Below are 15,139 nucleotides of genomic sequence, written 5' to 3'. Positions count from 1 at the left end.
AGTCTTGGAATTCTGTGGTGGGAAAGACTTTATAACATTCTTTTCTTTATAGTCTGCTGATCTTATCTAATAATTGATTAGCCCAAGCTATTTCTTTGCTTGTCCATTCTTCCTCTTCTCCTTGCATTCCTTGTTCCTGATACCGGGAAAGTAATTCCAGATATTCCTTCAATGTGCCGGCGGCTTTAGCCTGTTTATTCATGCGCATTAGCAATAGAATCTCCTGTTTATATATGTCAAGATTCGGACTGTCTCCTGCTAATTCTTTGGCTTTCCAAAGCAGGGTGGCACATTCTTCGTTTACCTCTTCTGTGTTGTAAAGCGCCATCCGTGATTTTGCTAAGATAACGTAATCATGGTCGGTGGCCAGATTGTTATTGATATTCTTCTGTATTAATCTTCCGGCTTCTTCATACCGTTGGTCTGCCATATTCATGGCTGCGTTGAAAGTTACTACGTCCGATGTCGCTTTGAGATAAGGATGACTGATTTGATTTTCCGCTTGGTCGGCTTTGTCTATTCGCTTTTTCAGGTTGTCGATGCTGCCGTAGCGAAGCAGCTTATGACCGCGTTGCTGTATATTATAGTACCCGATGACTTTGGAAAGTGCAGACGCCAATCCATCGGGATTCATCCCCTTGAATTCCAATAACTCACGTGCAACCCGGTCGGCTGCGTATTCCTGGTTATTCTTGTAATTCATTCCCAGGCGATTCACTACATTTACATTCAGCAGGGCGGCAACACTTCCGATGCTGGCAACAGCACCTACACCTAAAGCTGTATCATCGTCATCCCAGTATGCCACTTCCAGGGCTACTTCGGCAGTGACGGCAAGAACCGTTCCCCAAAAAGCTGCCCGCTTGGCACGGCGTTCAGCACGGTAGATGTTATTAATCTGATGGTCCAGTACGAAATGAGACATCTCATTGGCAATAATGGCGGCAAGTTCATCCTCCGAATCAAGTGTGCAGAGCAGGCCGGTACTAATCAGCATTGTTCCGTTGGGCAGCATGTAAGCATCCGGTTCGGGCGACTGGATGATGCGTACATTCAACCTTTCACTGCGGTTGGGATCGATGCCGGTGGCAGTCAGTTTCGCAAAGATATTCTGTACGTATGAAGTGATGAAATCATCCTCATAGCCGATCTCTTCCAGCTTGTACAGGTAATCCCGGCATTCTTCGTCCACTTCCTTGCGCAACTTAGAGTTATATCCGCGTTCGCTGAAATACTCATACAGATGTTGCTTCAGATAGGTTTGCTGCCAAAACTCCTGATTGGTTTCGGGAGGTGAGAGTTTAATGGTTTTCAGGGCAGAAGAAGGTACTGCAAATTGCATACCGTTGATTTCGGTTGCATAGAAAACATCGGAGCCTAGTTGTTCTGCCGATTTCATTTTCACTACCTTGCGGATCACTACGGGAGTGCCGGCAGGAAAATTCTCATACTGTTGTTGTAGTTCGCCTTTTATGGCAATTGGGCCGCTCAAGTCTTTCTGCCTGGCAGCAAATCCTGCTGTAGAGAAGAGGACAGCGAGGAAGACGAAAGTGATAAGACGTTTCATATTGGTTCGTTTATGGTTCGTACTATTGACTTATTATCAAAATTGCTGATACAAAAATAGGAAAGAGTTTTCTCCCTTCCCTATTCTTTTCCCTACAAAAAGGTAGGGAATTTCCTATTCCATTTTTATATCTTACTTTAATGGGTGTTCGAAGGTGAATAAACATCCGTCATGGTAGGTATCGTCTAAATATACCCGTGCTTTTATACGCTCTGCAAGAATCCGGCATAAGGATAATCCTAATCCGGCGCCAGGTATAAAAGAATCCACTTTATAAAATCGTGAGAATATTTTTTCTTTTAGTTCGCTTTTCACGCCAATGCCGGTGTCTCGTACGTGGAAGTATAACTTGTTATTTTTGTTATCTACCTCATAACTTAACTCTACTTCGCCACTTGAAGTGAACTTTAGTGCATTATGTAGCAGATTGATAAGTATCTGATGTACGATATCCTCATTAGACGAAAGTATATAGTCTGTCTGGCATGGGGTATAGTAAAATTTCACTTTGGGTTGGATATATTCCTTCATTTCCTGAAGTAATTTATTTGCAAACTTGTTTACCGGAATATCCTGATAAGTCAATCTCTGGTCTCCGCTGTCAATATTGGCAATGGAAATCATGTCGCTGATGATCTTCAGTAGATTATCACTATTCTTTTTGATAGTGGCACTGATTTCCCTGGTTTCTTCCTGACTCATTGGTATTTCTGCAAGGCACTCGGAGAAACCTACAATGGCATTCAGCGGTGTCCGCACTTCATGATTCATATTCTGGATGAATGCTGTTTTCATGAGTTGGGCTTGTTGTGCCTTTTCATTGGCCTGCTGCAGTTCCTGAGCTTGTTTTCTCAGTAAGCGGTTGTTCTTCAATTTATGGCGATAAAACTGGATGCCGATGATTAAAGTGGTTATCAATACAACAATCAAGGCACAAGCATAAAGGAACTGTATATTACGGGCTTTCAAACTCATGTTTTGGGCTTCAAGTTCCAGCTTATTCATATTATAGCGGGTGGATAACTCATTAAGTTGTTTTTGGGTATCATTTTTATATAATGAGTCACTTAGAGATACGTATTTGCGTAGCATAAGATAAGCTTCGTCATATCTGTGAGCCCGGTGCAAAGCAGAGGCTTTATTATTATACATCCTTTTAAGGTTTATCACATTGCGGGATTTCCGGTAATATTCTGCAGAGGAATCCTGATAGGCAAGTAGTGTGTCAATATCACCTTTTAATTTGGCATATTCCTCTTTTGTATTATATAAGTAAATGCGGTTCTCGTGTGGTGATTTTCGGTATAAATCCTCTATGTCGGCCAGATACTTTCGCAAGATAACGGTATCCTGTGGCTCGGTGAATACCACTGAGGCCATGTCTTTTATCATTAAAATGCGGGCTATGCTCATATTGACACTGGGACTGGTAAGTGATAAGTTAGCTAATGAGTCTAAATGATAAAATGCATTCTGGGCTTCCTGATATTTATTTGTGCTCGTTAAAATTACAATGTAATTGGAGCATAATGGAGTATATTCATCCCAGAATTTCAATTTCTCAAACAATTGCATGGCTTGTGTAATATATGGTAAGGCTTTGGCATAATTTTTATTTGCTCCATAAAAGTTGGCTATTTCATTCAGGCTAAATGCCAGTCCTATTTCACTTTTCCTTTTTAATGCATCATTGTACATCTTATCCATTTCTTCCATATCCTCTTTGGAGGCATTGGAGTATATGATTTGTTCACATAAGAAGCTCCAGTTCTTATAGTATTCTGCTTTGTTATGGAGACGGAGAGATAAATCTTTTATAATAGGGGTATATTTCTTTAAGCTGTCTAGGTCACCATGGTTGTAGTGAAAATAATTTCTGTCCTTATATAGATAGAATAGATCGATTGTCTTATCTCCTTTTTTATTGTCGATATCTTTCTTTATCTTTTCCCAGTGAGAAAGATATACTTCCGGCTGGTTATAATAGGTTTTTAATTTAGAGAAAGCAGGAGGGATGGAATCCTGATTGAATTTCACTTCTTTCTGTGCTTTTGTTTGTGTTGAAAGCAAAAAAGTACAGAGTATCACTATCAGATACAGACCGTTTCTCATTGCAAAGTATTGTCCTGCTATTTTGGGAATCTTTTTTGAGATACAAATATAGAGAAATTTGCCAGTATTTGTGTATGTACGTATATAAAAAAGGGAGACTTTTTTCAAAATCTCCCTTTTTTGCTTTCATGAAGCAGAATTATTTCTTTTTACGGTCACCGTAGCGGCTCATGAACTTATCAACGCGACCAGCTGTATCCACCAATGTAGATTTACCAGTATAGAACGGGTGAGAAGTGTTAGAGATTTCCATCTTTACCAACGGATAAGTTTCACCTTCAAACTCGATGGTTTCTTTCGTATTTACGGTTGAACGAGACAAGAACATGTCACCATTAGACATATCTTTGAATACTACCGGACGGTAATTTTCAGGATGAATACCTTTTTTCATTTCAATATTTGTTTTTTTAATTATTATATTCGGTTACTATTTTGGTAATAAATAGTGTAATGGTCTTATTTTTCAGAGCGCAAAGATAGTGCAAGTCGCAGATAATACAAAATAAATTCAGATTTATTTTTGCTTAAGGTACAGTCTACCTTTGTTTAAAGGCAGTGCATTTCTCTGAATTAGAAAAAAGTTCCCTCAAAAAATAGGTTTATCGCTTTTTATTTCAGATTTTTGCATGGTATTTTAATTTATATTCAGCATGAAGAAGCTACTTTTCTTAATTTCCCTATGGCTCTGCGTCACTACGGCAGGTGCCCAGCAGAACGAGCGGGATCTGTATAGTGTTGCGTTTTATAATCTTGAGAACCTGTTTGATACGATTCATGATGCAGGTAAGAACGACCTTGAATTTTTGCCTTCCGGCAGTTATGTATGGACGGCTGAGAAGTATGAGGCCAAGTTGAAGAACCTTGCCAAAGTCCTGAGTGAAGTGTCGCGCGATCGCGTACCGGGAGGACCCGCCGTTATCGGTGTAGCCGAAGCTGAAAACAACCGGGTACTGACAGATTTGGTAAGCCAGCCGGCTATATCCAACTATAAATTCGTGCATTACGAAGGTCCGGATAAACGGGGCATTGATTGCGCTTTGCTTTATGATCCGGAACAATTCACTGTTACCAATTCCAAACTGGTGCTTTCCACTCCTTTTGAGGGAGACACTGTGCACCTGACGCGTGGCTTCCTTATTGTAGACGGACAGATGGCAGGCGAACGCGTTTGTTTCATCGTCAATCACTGGCCTTCCCGTGGAGCTAAGTCTCCGGTGCGTGTACATGCAGCCAAGCAGGTACGGGCATTGACAGACTCCCTGATGCGTACGGACAAGAAACTGAAGCTGATAGTCATGGGGGATATGAACGACGATCCTATGGACGAAAGCATGGCGACACTGGGTGCACGCAAGTATGCGAAGCAGGTGAAAAAAGGCGAATTCTATAATCCCTGGTGGGAAACCCTTGAAGATAAAGGTGTGGGAACATTGCTCTATCGTGGCAAGTGGAACTTGTTCGACCAGATTGTAGTCTCCCGTCCTTTGCTGAAAGCCAAGAAAGGTTTGAAGTACGATCATAATGAAGTCTTTATCCGTGAGTATCTTTTTCAGCAGGATGGCAAGTACAAAGGCTCTCCCTTGCGCACGCACGGCGGACGTGTTTGGTTGAATGGTTACAGCGACCATCTACCCACTATCATTTATTTGAAAAAGTAATATATAATAATGTGTAAACGAAGACCGGGAAGCTAAACTTGCTTTCCGGTTTTTTTGTTATCTATATAAAGGTATGCAGAAGAGGCTGATAAAGGCTACAGATGAAAAGAGTTTGTAACATAGAGATTACAATATTCTGTTAAAATCATCCAATAGCTTTAAAATAGAATTGTTTCAATAGGGATAATACGATAATTTATTCCCAACCTGTTCTTCCATTTGAAGGATAATGCTTACTTTTGCGTAGAATTTTTATTCACTAACAATAAACTTTAAACAAAATGATTAATTACAAAGATTTAGGGCTCGTAAACACAAGAGAAATGTTTGCGAAAGCTATTAAAGGTGGATATGCTATCCCGGCTTTCAACTTTAATAATATGGAACAGTTGCAGGCTATTGTAAAGGCTGCTGTTGAAACCAAATCTCCGGTAATCCTCCAGGTATCTAAAGGTGCTCGCCAATATGCTAACCAGACATTGTTGCGTTACATGGCAGAAGGCGCTGTAGAATATGCAAAGGAACTGGGTTGCAAACACCCTGAAATCGTTCTTCACCTCGACCACGGAGATACATTCGAAACTTGCAAGTCTTGTATCGATATGGGCTTCTCTTCAGTTATGATCGACGGTTCTCACCTGCCTTACGAAGAAAACGTTGCTTTGACGAAGAAGGTAGTTGACTACGCTCATCAATTTGATGTAACTGTAGAAGGCGAACTTGGTGTATTGGCTGGTGTAGAAGACGAAGTTTCTGCTGAACATCATACTTATACTGACCCTGAAGAAGTAATCGACTTTGCTACTCGCACAGGTTGTGACTCTTTGGCTATTTCTATCGGTACTTCTCACGGTGCATACAAGTTCAAACCCGAACAATGCCACGTAGATCCGAAGACTGGTCGTTTGGTACCTCCTCCTTTGGCATTCGAAGTATTGGATGCTGTAATGGAGAAACTTCCGGGATTCCCCATCGTACTGCACGGATCTTCTTCAGTTCCTCAGGAAGAGGTTGAAACTATCAACAAGTTTGGTGGCAAGCTGGAAGCTGCTATCGGTATTCCTGAAGAAGAACTGCGTAAGGCTGCTAAGTCTGCAGTTTGCAAGATCAACATCGACTCAGACTCCCGTCTGGCTATGACTGCTGCTATCCGTAAGGTATTCGCAGAAAAACCGGCTGAGTTTGACCCGCGTAAGTATCTTGGCCCGGCTCGTGACAACATGGAAAAGATGTACATGCATAAGATTATCAACGTGCTTGGTTCAGACGGTAAATTGGCTGAATAATCCACGAATTTTAAAATTCTAAATAGGAAGGCTGCTCTTGAAAAAAGGGCAGCCTTTTTTTGATCAGTTCCTTTAGTAATCAAGTCTATTGGTCATTTCCGGGGCAAAGGCGCATCTCGGATCGGGATAATCCCAACACTCTTTGCCATATGCCTTGATGATATCGCTCCAGCACCGGTTTCCGTATTTAAAGCAATCTTCAAAACAGATGCAAGTACGGCATCGGCTATGATTCCCGATATCGTTGCGGGAAAGGTTGCAGAGATGCAGCGTCTTCTCTGATTTCCAGATGTCTTTCAAGCCGGATTTCCTTGCATTCCCGATAATGAACCGGGAGTTCCAGTACAGTTGTTCGCAAATAGTGACCTTCCCGTCCGGGAGAATGAATAAATGGTTGTTGAGTGCAGAGCAGGTGGCACCGCTAAACTGCATGCTTCCTCCTTCGTCCGAGTAATACTGTTTCTTTATTGCACCTTGGTTCAGGATAATCCTGAAATGCGCATTGAGGGCGACCGATTCTTGTAAGAAGCGGAAAATATCGCTAATCTCCTGATGTGAAGGCTTTAGTTCGGCAAAGCTCCGGTAGTTTGTGGTGATAGAGTTACTGACCGGAGTGAGACGCCAGTCTTGCAGGTTCTTCAGGGTTGAGAGGAATTGAAACAGCTCACTAAGAATTTGGCGGTTACAATTATAGGTTGTCAGTACAGAAGACACTTGGTATGGCAAATCGCTTTGATCGAGCATCCGGAGTCCTTGCATCATCTGTTTGGCGTAGGATTTGCTGACGGATAAAGACTGATTTAATACCATGGTATCGATGGCATCTAATGACACCTGTATGATGTTCTTATACCCGGTTTGTTTCAGCTTTTGCAGACATTCGGCATTGAATGGCATTTTGGTGGATATGAATTCAGGTTCTATGCCACACTTCACCAGTTCCGTAAGGATGATGTCCCAGTCTTTGTGCAGAAATATTTCTCCGCCTATCAGATTGATTTGTTGCACGGGCAATGTTGCTGCTTCCCGTATCAATTCCAGAATACGGGAAGTTGTCAGCACGCTTTGCACTTGTGTGCGGGTGTCGGCATAGCAATACCGGCAGTGAGTCATGCAGCGGTTGGTCAGCATTAACGTCAGCGTCAACGGACCGGAATATAGCCGTCTGGTATATGTGTCGACTGTCGTACCCGTAGGATTGCAGGGAAATAGGTTTTTGTAGTGATATTCTGTTCCTGCCTTTTCAATAGGTATGATCAGTTGTCTGGGAAAACATATTTCCCGTCCGTTCCATGTGGTGAAGAACGCTTCCCGGTTCTCTATAAAAGGCAGCATCAGTTTTTCGGTTTTCAATACGTCGCAGTGAAAGAAGCGTGCCAGTAATTGCCAGTTCTCAGTCAGACTCCGTTTGTGGGTAAAGAAACTGAGCATTGCCGCGTGGGCGGGATGGATAAAAGACATCCAGTCCGGCGAGGCAACTCCCCTGATGTTTGTTTTGGAAAACAGGATGAACCGATATATATCGTCCCTTAATCCATAATTGGGATTAAGCACATATACATCATTCACTTTTGATGTCTTTGTCACCGATGCTTTCATTGAAGACGGCACCTGTGAAGCAGCCCAGGCCACAATTTCCCTGAAGCTTTTCATCTATTCCACCTTGCAGGTCGAACAGTTCGTCCATGTTCAGCAACTCTTCCTGAGAGCAGTTTTCGTCCTTGCTTGCTCCGTGTTGCTGATCGTTGCTCTTTCCGGAATTTTTAGTTTTCATGATGTCAAATGTTTAGAGGTTACTATTAAGTTTGTTTCTCCGGCTGTTTCAACAGCCTGTATAGCGGGGTGAAGACGCGGCTGAGTATACTCCGGTCCGAAGTGATGATTTCGGCTTTGCCGGAGAGACCTATCTCATATTCTATCTCATCTTTGGTAGTCGTATTCAGTCCGTGGGGAAAATTGATTTCCACTGCGTAGTTTTTGCTGTAGGGCACATACGCTATTGAAGCTACTTCACCGGTGAGATACCCGTAAGTATGTGCCGGATATTTGCTTAACTCGATGTTCACTTTATCGCCGGGGGCTATTTCCGCCACATCTTCCTGTGAGAGTTTGATGCGTCCTATCGGTTGCCCCTTTTGTTCTGATATCACAGAACAAACCGTATCGCCTTCATTTATCACATTGCTTATCCCCCAGCTTTTTCCCAGTATCACTGTTCCGTTGCTGCTGCTTTTAATTAAGTATTTGGCTTCCCATATTTTCAGGCTGTTTATCATATTCTCGTATGCCAGTTCCAAGGCTCTCCGGTTCAGTGCTACTTCCTTTTTGTGTTCCATTCTCAGGTCGAATAGCTGCCGTCTGGTGTTCAGTATATTCATTTCATTCTTTTCCGGCTGCTTATTCAGCAATGCCAGTTCCTCTTTCAGGAATCCTTCCTTTTGCCGGAATATGTCAAATTCGTCATAAATCAGGCAGGTGCGCACGGCATTTGTGAACTGCCCGTAAGCACCGGTCATTTCTCCCATGATGAGGTCGAATGGAAAACTGTTCAGATATTTTATGTCGTTGGTGCGGTAATATGTTTCCACGTCTCCCAGTACCCGGCAGAATCTTTTCACATCCTGCATGGAGGCTGTGTTGCGCAGAATGCCCAGTGTGTCGTTGAGTTTCACCTTTTGCCGGTCTTCTACGAAGAAACGGTCTATTATCCCCGATTGGTTTGCCGTTATCCATGCTGTCTTCGATAGGTCGTCGATGGCTATGCCTGTCCTCACAGTGTCCGGATACGAGAACAGGGCGGCGAAGGTTATCAATAGTATTATCAACCCGTAGATGATGTGGCTTCCCGTATGTATCAGCCAGTTGGGCATATCGCCCAGTATGTCGTTGTTCTCGCGGCTGTACAGTTCCACTTTGTCGGCCTCGTTGTTTTCCGGTTTATAGATTTCTTCCATGAGGTGTTTTTTTTGTTTGTATTAAGCATTCAGTTCCAGTTGGTTTTTCACCAATCCGTAGTAGTCTCCCTGACGGGATATCAGCGTTTCGTGGCTGCCCTGTTCGGTGATGTTTCCATCTTTCAGTACCACAATTTGGTCGGCATTCCTCACGGTGCTGAGGCGGTGGGCTACGATGACTACTGTGCGGTCTTTGAAGAACTGGTCCAGATTCCGTTGGATGGTTTTCTCATTATCCGTATCCAGTGCGTTGGTTGCCTCGTCAAAGAACAGGTAATCGGGGTTGCGGTAGATGGCTCTGGCTATCAGTATGCGTTGTTTCTGCCCCTGGCTCAATCCTTGTCCGGTGTTGCCTATGCGGGTGTTGTACTTCAAGGGCAGGCTTTCGATGAAACTGCGTATGTTGGCCATGTCTACGGCATAGATCAACTTCTTCTTGTCTACGATGTCATCTTCGGGGGCGATGTTGTTGGCTATGGTATCATTGAAGATGAAGCCCTCCTGCATTACTACTCCGCAATGCTTGCGCCATTGCTTGAAGCTGAGGTCTTGCAATGACTGTCCGCCTATGCTCACCTTTCCCTCTGTGGGCGGATAGAATCCCAGCATCAGCTTTATCAGGGTTGTTTTTCCGCTTCCGCTTAGCCCTACGATGGCGGTCGTCTTTCCTGCGGGGATATCCAGCGATATTCCTTTGATAATCTTCTTCGATTTCTCCGAGCCGTAAGTGAAGAATACATTCTGCAACTGTATGGGCTGGTTACCCATTACTTGTTCCGCATTTTCCTGACCATCTTCCTCTTCATTGGGTTTGCTGTGTATCTCACCCAGACGTTCCAGGCTGAGCTGTGCATCTTGTGCCTGCTGCATGAAGGATACGAATTGCTCTATCGGACCCTGCATCTGCCCGATGATGTATTGTATGGACAGCATGATACCCAGTGTGATGTCGCCGTTCAGTACGGCAGTGGCAGATAGTACGGTGATAAGTATATTTTTCACTTCATTGATGAGCACGGCGCCCACTTGCTGCCATTGCCCCAGGTTGAGCGACTTGATATTGATTTGGAACAGGGAAGCCTGTATGTTCTCCCATTCCCATCTTTTCTGTTGTTCGCACCCCAGCAGCTTGATGTCCTGCATGCCGTATATCATCTGCATCAGGTTGTCCTGATTGACGGACATTTGCTCGAAGTTTTTCCGGTTGAGGTCGGCGCGCTTGCGCATGAACAGTTTCACCCAGCCGACGTAGAGGATGCTAAAGAGGAGAAAGAGGAAGAATATTTTCAGGTTGTACACGGCAAGCACTGCACCGAAGATGATGATGGTGATGGTGGCAAACAAGATGCTCAACACGGACTGGGTGAGGAACATTTCTATGCGTTTGTGGTCTTCGATGCGGCGGATCAGGTCGCCTGCCAGCTTACTGTCGAAGAAGCGCATGGGCAGGCGCATCAGCTTGACGAGAAAGTCCGATATCAGGGCTACATTGACGCGTGTACTGATGTGCAGCAGGATGCAGCGGCGGATAACTTCGATCAGCGTGCGGCTGAACACCAGCATGAGTTGTGCAGCCAGTATGAGTTGGATGAAGTTGAGGTTGCGGTGACCGATGCCTTGGTCTACGATGGTTTGCGTGAGGAAGGGGAAGGCGAGTTGCAATACACTGCCTGCCAGAAGGCCCACTATCAGTTGGACTATCATTTTACGGTAAGGATGTACGTAGCGCAGCAGATGCCACAGTGATATGCCTTCGTATTTGATGGGTGTTGTTTCGTAGAATTGCGGGGTGACATCAAGCAGCATGGCTATGCCTTTTTCTATGCCGCCTTGCGTGGTGCTGATCCAGCATTTCCTCAATTCCTCTTCTTCATATTTCAGCAAGCCGTAAGCCGGATCGGCAATATAGAAATAAGTTTTCCCTTTCTTTTGAACGATTTTGTAGAGCACCACGAAGTGTATCTGATTCCAATGCAGAATGCAAGGCAGCTTGGATTGTTGCTTCAGTTTTTCGAGGGTGGTGCGTATGCCTGTGGCACGCATACCTATGCTGGCGGCGGCTTCGCTGATGCCTTGCATATTGACTCCGGTGCGCTGTATGAACGATTGCTCGCGCAGTTGCTGCACGGAGAATTTCTTTCCGTGGTATCGGGCAATCATTCGCAGGCACGAGGGGCCGCAGTCCATACCGTCCAACTGTTTATAGAAGGGGAATTTCATAGTAGGCTGGTTTTATTGATTCTGAAATTGCTGGCAATTGTTGCAACACTTTCCACCCATCAAGGTGCAGAAATCTTTCTCTCCGTAGTAGTATGTCTGGTTATAGCAGTTATAGAGTATATCCAGCATCAAGTCTTTGCGCAGGAAGGTTAGATATTCGAAGAGGGCGGATCGGGATAGATTCAACTTTTCTGCAAATTTCTCAGGGGTGCCTGTACGTTGATGTGCAATCAACGTATTCATATAAATGATTTTCTGTAGGTCGACGTTTTTCATAATCGGTGTGTTTTAGAGTTGTTATTAAGGGAAAAGGGAAAGAAAAAGGAGAGGCTGAATCTTAGCCTCTCCTTTTTGTGTTAAAGCTGGAATATACCTTGCAAGTAACCACCGTAATCGTTGCTGATTTCGATAGTGTAACTACCTTGAGGTAAGCTGTCGAGAGAAATAGAAACAAAAGATGTTTCGGGAGCTGTAAAATCACGTTGCCATACGGGCTGACCATTGGCGTTGACGATAGTGATGTTTACGTCATAGCTAGGGGAGGTGCATTTCAAAGTTAGCTGGTTGCTGCTGATGGAGGCGGTGAAGGGGATGGGAGAGAGGCTTCTTGCTAATGCCCATTGTCCTTCAAAGATTACCTCTGACTCTGTATAAGAATTTCTGATTTCTGCCTGTATTGGCTGCGTTGGCAAGCTACTTATAATAAAGAGCATGCAGATTGATAAATAACATACGTAGTTTCTCATAATTGATTGTCTTTTGGTTTTCTGAAAACAAATTTAGCGGTTAATTATTGAATTATTATGGACACAATATGGACATGTTGATCTTGATAACTCGCTAATAAATAGAAAAGTATGAAAAAACTTTTATTTGAATCTGGACATGCTATGATTTAATACTCCCATATCCAGATATCAATGAGTTGTGATTTGTCGAAGTTGTCTCCAAGCTCCTTTATGATCTGCTCTTTTATTCGTTGTTTCCGTTTAGAGACAGATGCCGGAGAAATATTCAGTATCTCTGCCATGTTGGATACAGAAATGCGCAATTTAATAAGGCAACATACTTGCAGGTCATTATTGGTGAACGATGGGAATTGTTCTTTTAGGCGGAGGGTGAAGTTGTTGTATAGCTTATTTATATTTTCTTCCACTTCCGCCCATTGAACGATTGTGAGTTGTTTGGGTGATTTTATGAGAGAATCCAACGGCTTGATATATGGAATTAGTAATTTGCACAAGAATTCTTCACGGTTACGCAAGCGTGTATTTTCTTCTGCCATAACATCGAAAGACGTTAATTGCGTTTTGAGTTTTCCTTGCATATTTTGTGAATATTCCGCCATGTTCTGCTGTAGTAGAATAGTTTCTTTTTGTAGATTCTCATTCTTTCTTTTGAGTTCATCCAATCCGTTTTGTTGCTCCATCATTGTCTCATGCAATCCTTCGTTTGCAGCCAACTGCTCAGAGAGTTGCATTATATGTACTCTATTCTGCGCCATTTGCATTTCATTTTCATGTATTCGCAGGCTGTAGATGCGAAGCTGTTCTTCCTGCATCTGGATAGTACGTTCTTTTTGTATCAACTTACGCTGATAGAGGAAAATGAGGCATGCTATGACTACTACTATAAATAATAGGATATATAAGTTGTTTCGTATAATCTGCTCGTTTTCTATTTGCAATGTCTTTTTTTCATTCAGTAGCTTTTCATGATCATACTTTTCTTTCATTGCTATGATTTCTTTACCATGTTTTATTTTGGTAATTGAATCTATGCATGTGTAGAACTTATCACAATATGTCATAGCTTTGGCATAATTTTGAGGAGTAGTACGGTTTAAATAATACAGTGCTTGATATGCGCCACATACAGTATATATATTATCTGAGGTGGCGGCTCTGTCAAGATAGTATTGGGCTGAGTCATTCATTTTTAGCTGACGATAGATATCTCCTACTGTTAAGTAATTTTGTAGGGATTTATGATCCTTGCTCATGCGTAGTGCTTCCAAAGCATATGTAAGAGATTGTTTGTAGTCTTTTAAAAAAGCTGCATAAACAACTGCAAGTTCATTTAATGCGATAGTAATAGAGGTCTTATCATTAGTCTCTTTTGCAACGTCTAATGCATTTTTATAATAACTAATGGATTTGTCTGCATCTGGTTTTATTGAATATGCTCTACCTAAATATGATAAGGCTAAAGACATATATATTTTATTATTAGATAACTTAGCAAAAGTATATGCTTTCTGAAAGGCGTCAATAGCATAATCGGGTAAGGAGCGAAATACATATACTTCTCCTATTCCGACATATATAAAATATGCCAATTGATAATCTTTCGTTTTTTCTATTTCTGTAGCAGCCTCTAAGTAATATTTCAAAGCGGTTTCAGCGTCGTGTTTCTCATCATTATAGTATATACCTTCCAAATATCCCGCAAGGGCTTTCCTTTGTGGATTTTCTTGTTGTTGAAAATACTTATAACCAATTGATATTAAACTGTCAGATTCCAGTTCTACATAATTCTTTATTTTCGCTTGCGATAGTAGCAGACACCACGTAGCATATTGATATTTATCAGCAACCTTGGGTGGTGTCATTTTTTCAAGAATATGTAGTGCGCTATCGGGATATGCATACATACAATTTTCTGCTTGCGCCAGTTCAGGAAGTAGAGTTGGTGAAGATTCCGTGTGGGTGTTTGTGCATGATAGTACAAGTAAAATCCCCCAGATACAAATAATATATTTATTAGATAAGAACATAGTAGTAATCTATTTGAAAGCAAAAATAAATTATTTCTTGAAAAAAGCAAAATGTTGTACTACATTCTTTTGTTCGTCACTTCATTTTTTTTTGAGATGTATAATGAATCGTTTACCATGGGGTAACAAATAATCACTTCCCGACACGGTGGAAACAGAAATAATGCTTACCTTTGTACGTAAGCAGAAAAAACAGAAGTCATGGAACAGAAAGACAAATATATACGTTTTGATTGGGCGGTGAAGCGCTTGCTGCGCAACAAAGCCAACTTTGGCGTGCTCGAAGGCTTCCTCACCGTGTTGCTGGGTGAGCCTATCCGCATCGTCGAGATACTGGAAAGCGAGGGCAACCAGCAACGTGAAAGCGAGAAGTTCAACCGTGTGGACATCAAGGCGCGCAATAGCAAGGATGAAATCATCATCGTTGAGGTGCAGAACACGCGCGAGATATACTATCTGGAGCGCATCCTCTTCGGCGTTGCCAAGGCCATCACGGAGCATATCGAGCTGGGAGAGCTTTACTCGGAAGTGAAGAAAGTGTACTCCATCAGCATTCTCTATTT

The 15,139-nt window shown here is 42.7% G+C and carries 13 protein-coding genes; 3 read left to right on the top strand and 10 right to left on the bottom strand.

Going from position 1 to position 15,139, the window contains the following annotated elements; translation table 11 throughout:
• Positions 1–46: 46 nt before the first annotated feature.
• The 3 genes from DW182_RS07320 to DW182_RS07310 form a co-directional block, all read right to left on the bottom strand.
• Positions 47–1,567 (bottom strand): M48 family metallopeptidase, encoded by a 1,521-nt coding sequence (locus DW182_RS07320; RefSeq protein WP_118295125.1) that lies wholly within the window; start codon positions 1,565–1,567, stop codon positions 47–49.
• 132 nt (positions 1,568–1,699) lie between these two features.
• A complete protein-coding gene (locus tag DW182_RS07315; protein WP_147400117.1) occupies positions 1,700–3,679 on the bottom strand; it encodes a sensor histidine kinase KdpD in 1,980 nt (659 codons plus the stop codon).
• Positions 3,680–3,818: 139 nt separating this feature from the next.
• A complete protein-coding gene (locus DW182_RS07310; protein ID WP_007212861.1) occupies positions 3,819–4,073 on the bottom strand; it encodes a type B 50S ribosomal protein L31 in 255 nt (84 codons plus the stop codon).
• Positions 4,074–4,332: 259 nt separating this feature from the next.
• On the opposite strand from DW182_RS07310, the gene DW182_RS07305 reads away from it, so the two are divergent.
• Complete coding sequence (locus DW182_RS07305; RefSeq protein WP_118295123.1) at positions 4,333–5,340, top strand: endonuclease/exonuclease/phosphatase family protein; 1,008 nt, start codon at positions 4,333–4,335, stop codon at positions 5,338–5,340.
• Between the two features lie 281 nt (positions 5,341–5,621).
• Positions 5,622–6,626 (top strand): class II fructose-bisphosphate aldolase, encoded by a 1,005-nt coding sequence (locus DW182_RS07300; RefSeq protein WP_007212863.1) that lies wholly within the window; start codon positions 5,622–5,624, stop codon positions 6,624–6,626.
• Between the two features lie 72 nt (positions 6,627–6,698).
• Here DW182_RS07300 and DW182_RS07295 read toward each other — a convergent pair whose 3' ends face one another.
• From DW182_RS07295 to DW182_RS07265, 7 genes are all read right to left on the bottom strand, one after another.
• Positions 6,699–8,195, bottom strand: a complete 1,497-nt coding sequence (locus DW182_RS07295) for a radical SAM protein (protein ID WP_118295122.1) — start codon at positions 8,193–8,195, stop codon at positions 6,699–6,701.
• Positions 8,188–8,400: a hypothetical protein gene (locus DW182_RS07290; RefSeq protein WP_118295121.1), complete on the bottom strand. Its 213-nt coding sequence runs from the start codon at positions 8,398–8,400 to the stop codon at positions 8,188–8,190. Before DW182_RS07290 ends, DW182_RS07295 begins: the two co-directional genes overlap by 8 nt.
• A gap of 25 nt (positions 8,401–8,425) precedes the next feature.
• Complete coding sequence (locus DW182_RS07285) at positions 8,426–9,580, bottom strand: HlyD family efflux transporter periplasmic adaptor subunit (protein WP_118295120.1); 1,155 nt, start codon at positions 9,578–9,580, stop codon at positions 8,426–8,428.
• 21 nt (positions 9,581–9,601) lie between these two features.
• On the bottom strand, positions 9,602–11,800 hold the full coding sequence (locus tag DW182_RS07280) for a peptidase domain-containing ABC transporter (RefSeq protein WP_118295119.1): 2,199 nt from the start codon (positions 11,798–11,800) through the stop codon (positions 9,602–9,604).
• Between the two features lie 12 nt (positions 11,801–11,812).
• Positions 11,813–12,076, bottom strand: a complete 264-nt coding sequence (locus DW182_RS07275; RefSeq protein ID WP_118295118.1) for a hypothetical protein — start codon at positions 12,074–12,076, stop codon at positions 11,813–11,815.
• An 80-nt stretch (positions 12,077–12,156) separates the two neighbouring features.
• Positions 12,157–12,546 (bottom strand): DUF3244 domain-containing protein, encoded by a 390-nt coding sequence (locus DW182_RS07270; RefSeq protein WP_233564101.1) that lies wholly within the window; start codon positions 12,544–12,546, stop codon positions 12,157–12,159.
• A gap of 149 nt (positions 12,547–12,695) precedes the next feature.
• The gene (locus DW182_RS07265; RefSeq protein WP_199678560.1) at positions 12,696–14,576 is read right to left on the bottom strand and encodes a tetratricopeptide repeat protein; all 1,881 of its coding nucleotides are present in this window, start codon (positions 14,574–14,576) and stop codon (positions 12,696–12,698) included.
• A gap of 201 nt (positions 14,577–14,777) precedes the next feature.
• Here DW182_RS07265 and DW182_RS07260 point away from each other — a divergent pair.
• On the top strand, positions 14,778–15,139 hold a 362-nt coding region (locus DW182_RS07260; protein ID WP_199678559.1), incomplete at its 3' end, for a PD-(D/E)XK nuclease family transposase.

Origin of the sequence: Bacteroides sp. AM16-24, assembly GCF_003471885.1 — a bacterium.
GTDB lineage: Bacteria > Bacteroidota > Bacteroidia > Bacteroidales > Bacteroidaceae > Bacteroides.
This window is presented reverse-complemented; position numbering and strand designations above follow the sequence as displayed.

What these genes read in the sequence shown, in the direction of transcription:
- DW182_RS07320 (WP_118295125.1), bottom strand. Translation starts at nt 1,567, where the DNA reads ATGAAACGTCTTATCACTTTCGTCTTCCTCGCTGTCCTCTTCTCTACA.
- DW182_RS07315 (WP_147400117.1), bottom strand. Translation starts at nt 3,679, where the DNA reads ATGAGAAACGGTCTGTATCTGATAGTGATACTCTGTACTTTTTTGCTT.
- DW182_RS07310 (WP_007212861.1), bottom strand. Translation starts at nt 4,073, where the DNA reads ATGAAAAAAGGTATTCATCCTGAAAATTACCGTCCGGTAGTATTCAAA.
- DW182_RS07305 (WP_118295123.1), top strand. Translation starts at nt 4,333, where the DNA reads ATGAAGAAGCTACTTTTCTTAATTTCCCTATGGCTCTGCGTCACTACG.
- DW182_RS07300 (WP_007212863.1), top strand. Translation starts at nt 5,622, where the DNA reads ATGATTAATTACAAAGATTTAGGGCTCGTAAACACAAGAGAAATGTTT.
- DW182_RS07290 (WP_118295121.1), bottom strand. Translation starts at nt 8,400, where the DNA reads ATGAAAACTAAAAATTCCGGAAAGAGCAACGATCAGCAACACGGAGCA.
- DW182_RS07285 (WP_118295120.1), bottom strand. Translation starts at nt 9,580, where the DNA reads ATGGAAGAAATCTATAAACCGGAAAACAACGAGGCCGACAAAGTGGAA.
- DW182_RS07280 (WP_118295119.1), bottom strand. Translation starts at nt 11,800, where the DNA reads ATGAAATTCCCCTTCTATAAACAGTTGGACGGTATGGACTGCGGCCCC.
- DW182_RS07275 (WP_118295118.1), bottom strand. Translation starts at nt 12,076, where the DNA reads ATGAAAAACGTCGACCTACAGAAAATCATTTATATGAATACGTTGATT.
- DW182_RS07270 (WP_233564101.1), bottom strand. Translation starts at nt 12,546, where the DNA reads ATGAGAAACTACGTATGTTATTTATCAATCTGCATGCTCTTTATTATA.
- DW182_RS07265 (WP_199678560.1), bottom strand. Translation starts at nt 14,576, where the DNA reads ATGTTCTTATCTAATAAATATATTATTTGTATCTGGGGGATTTTACTT.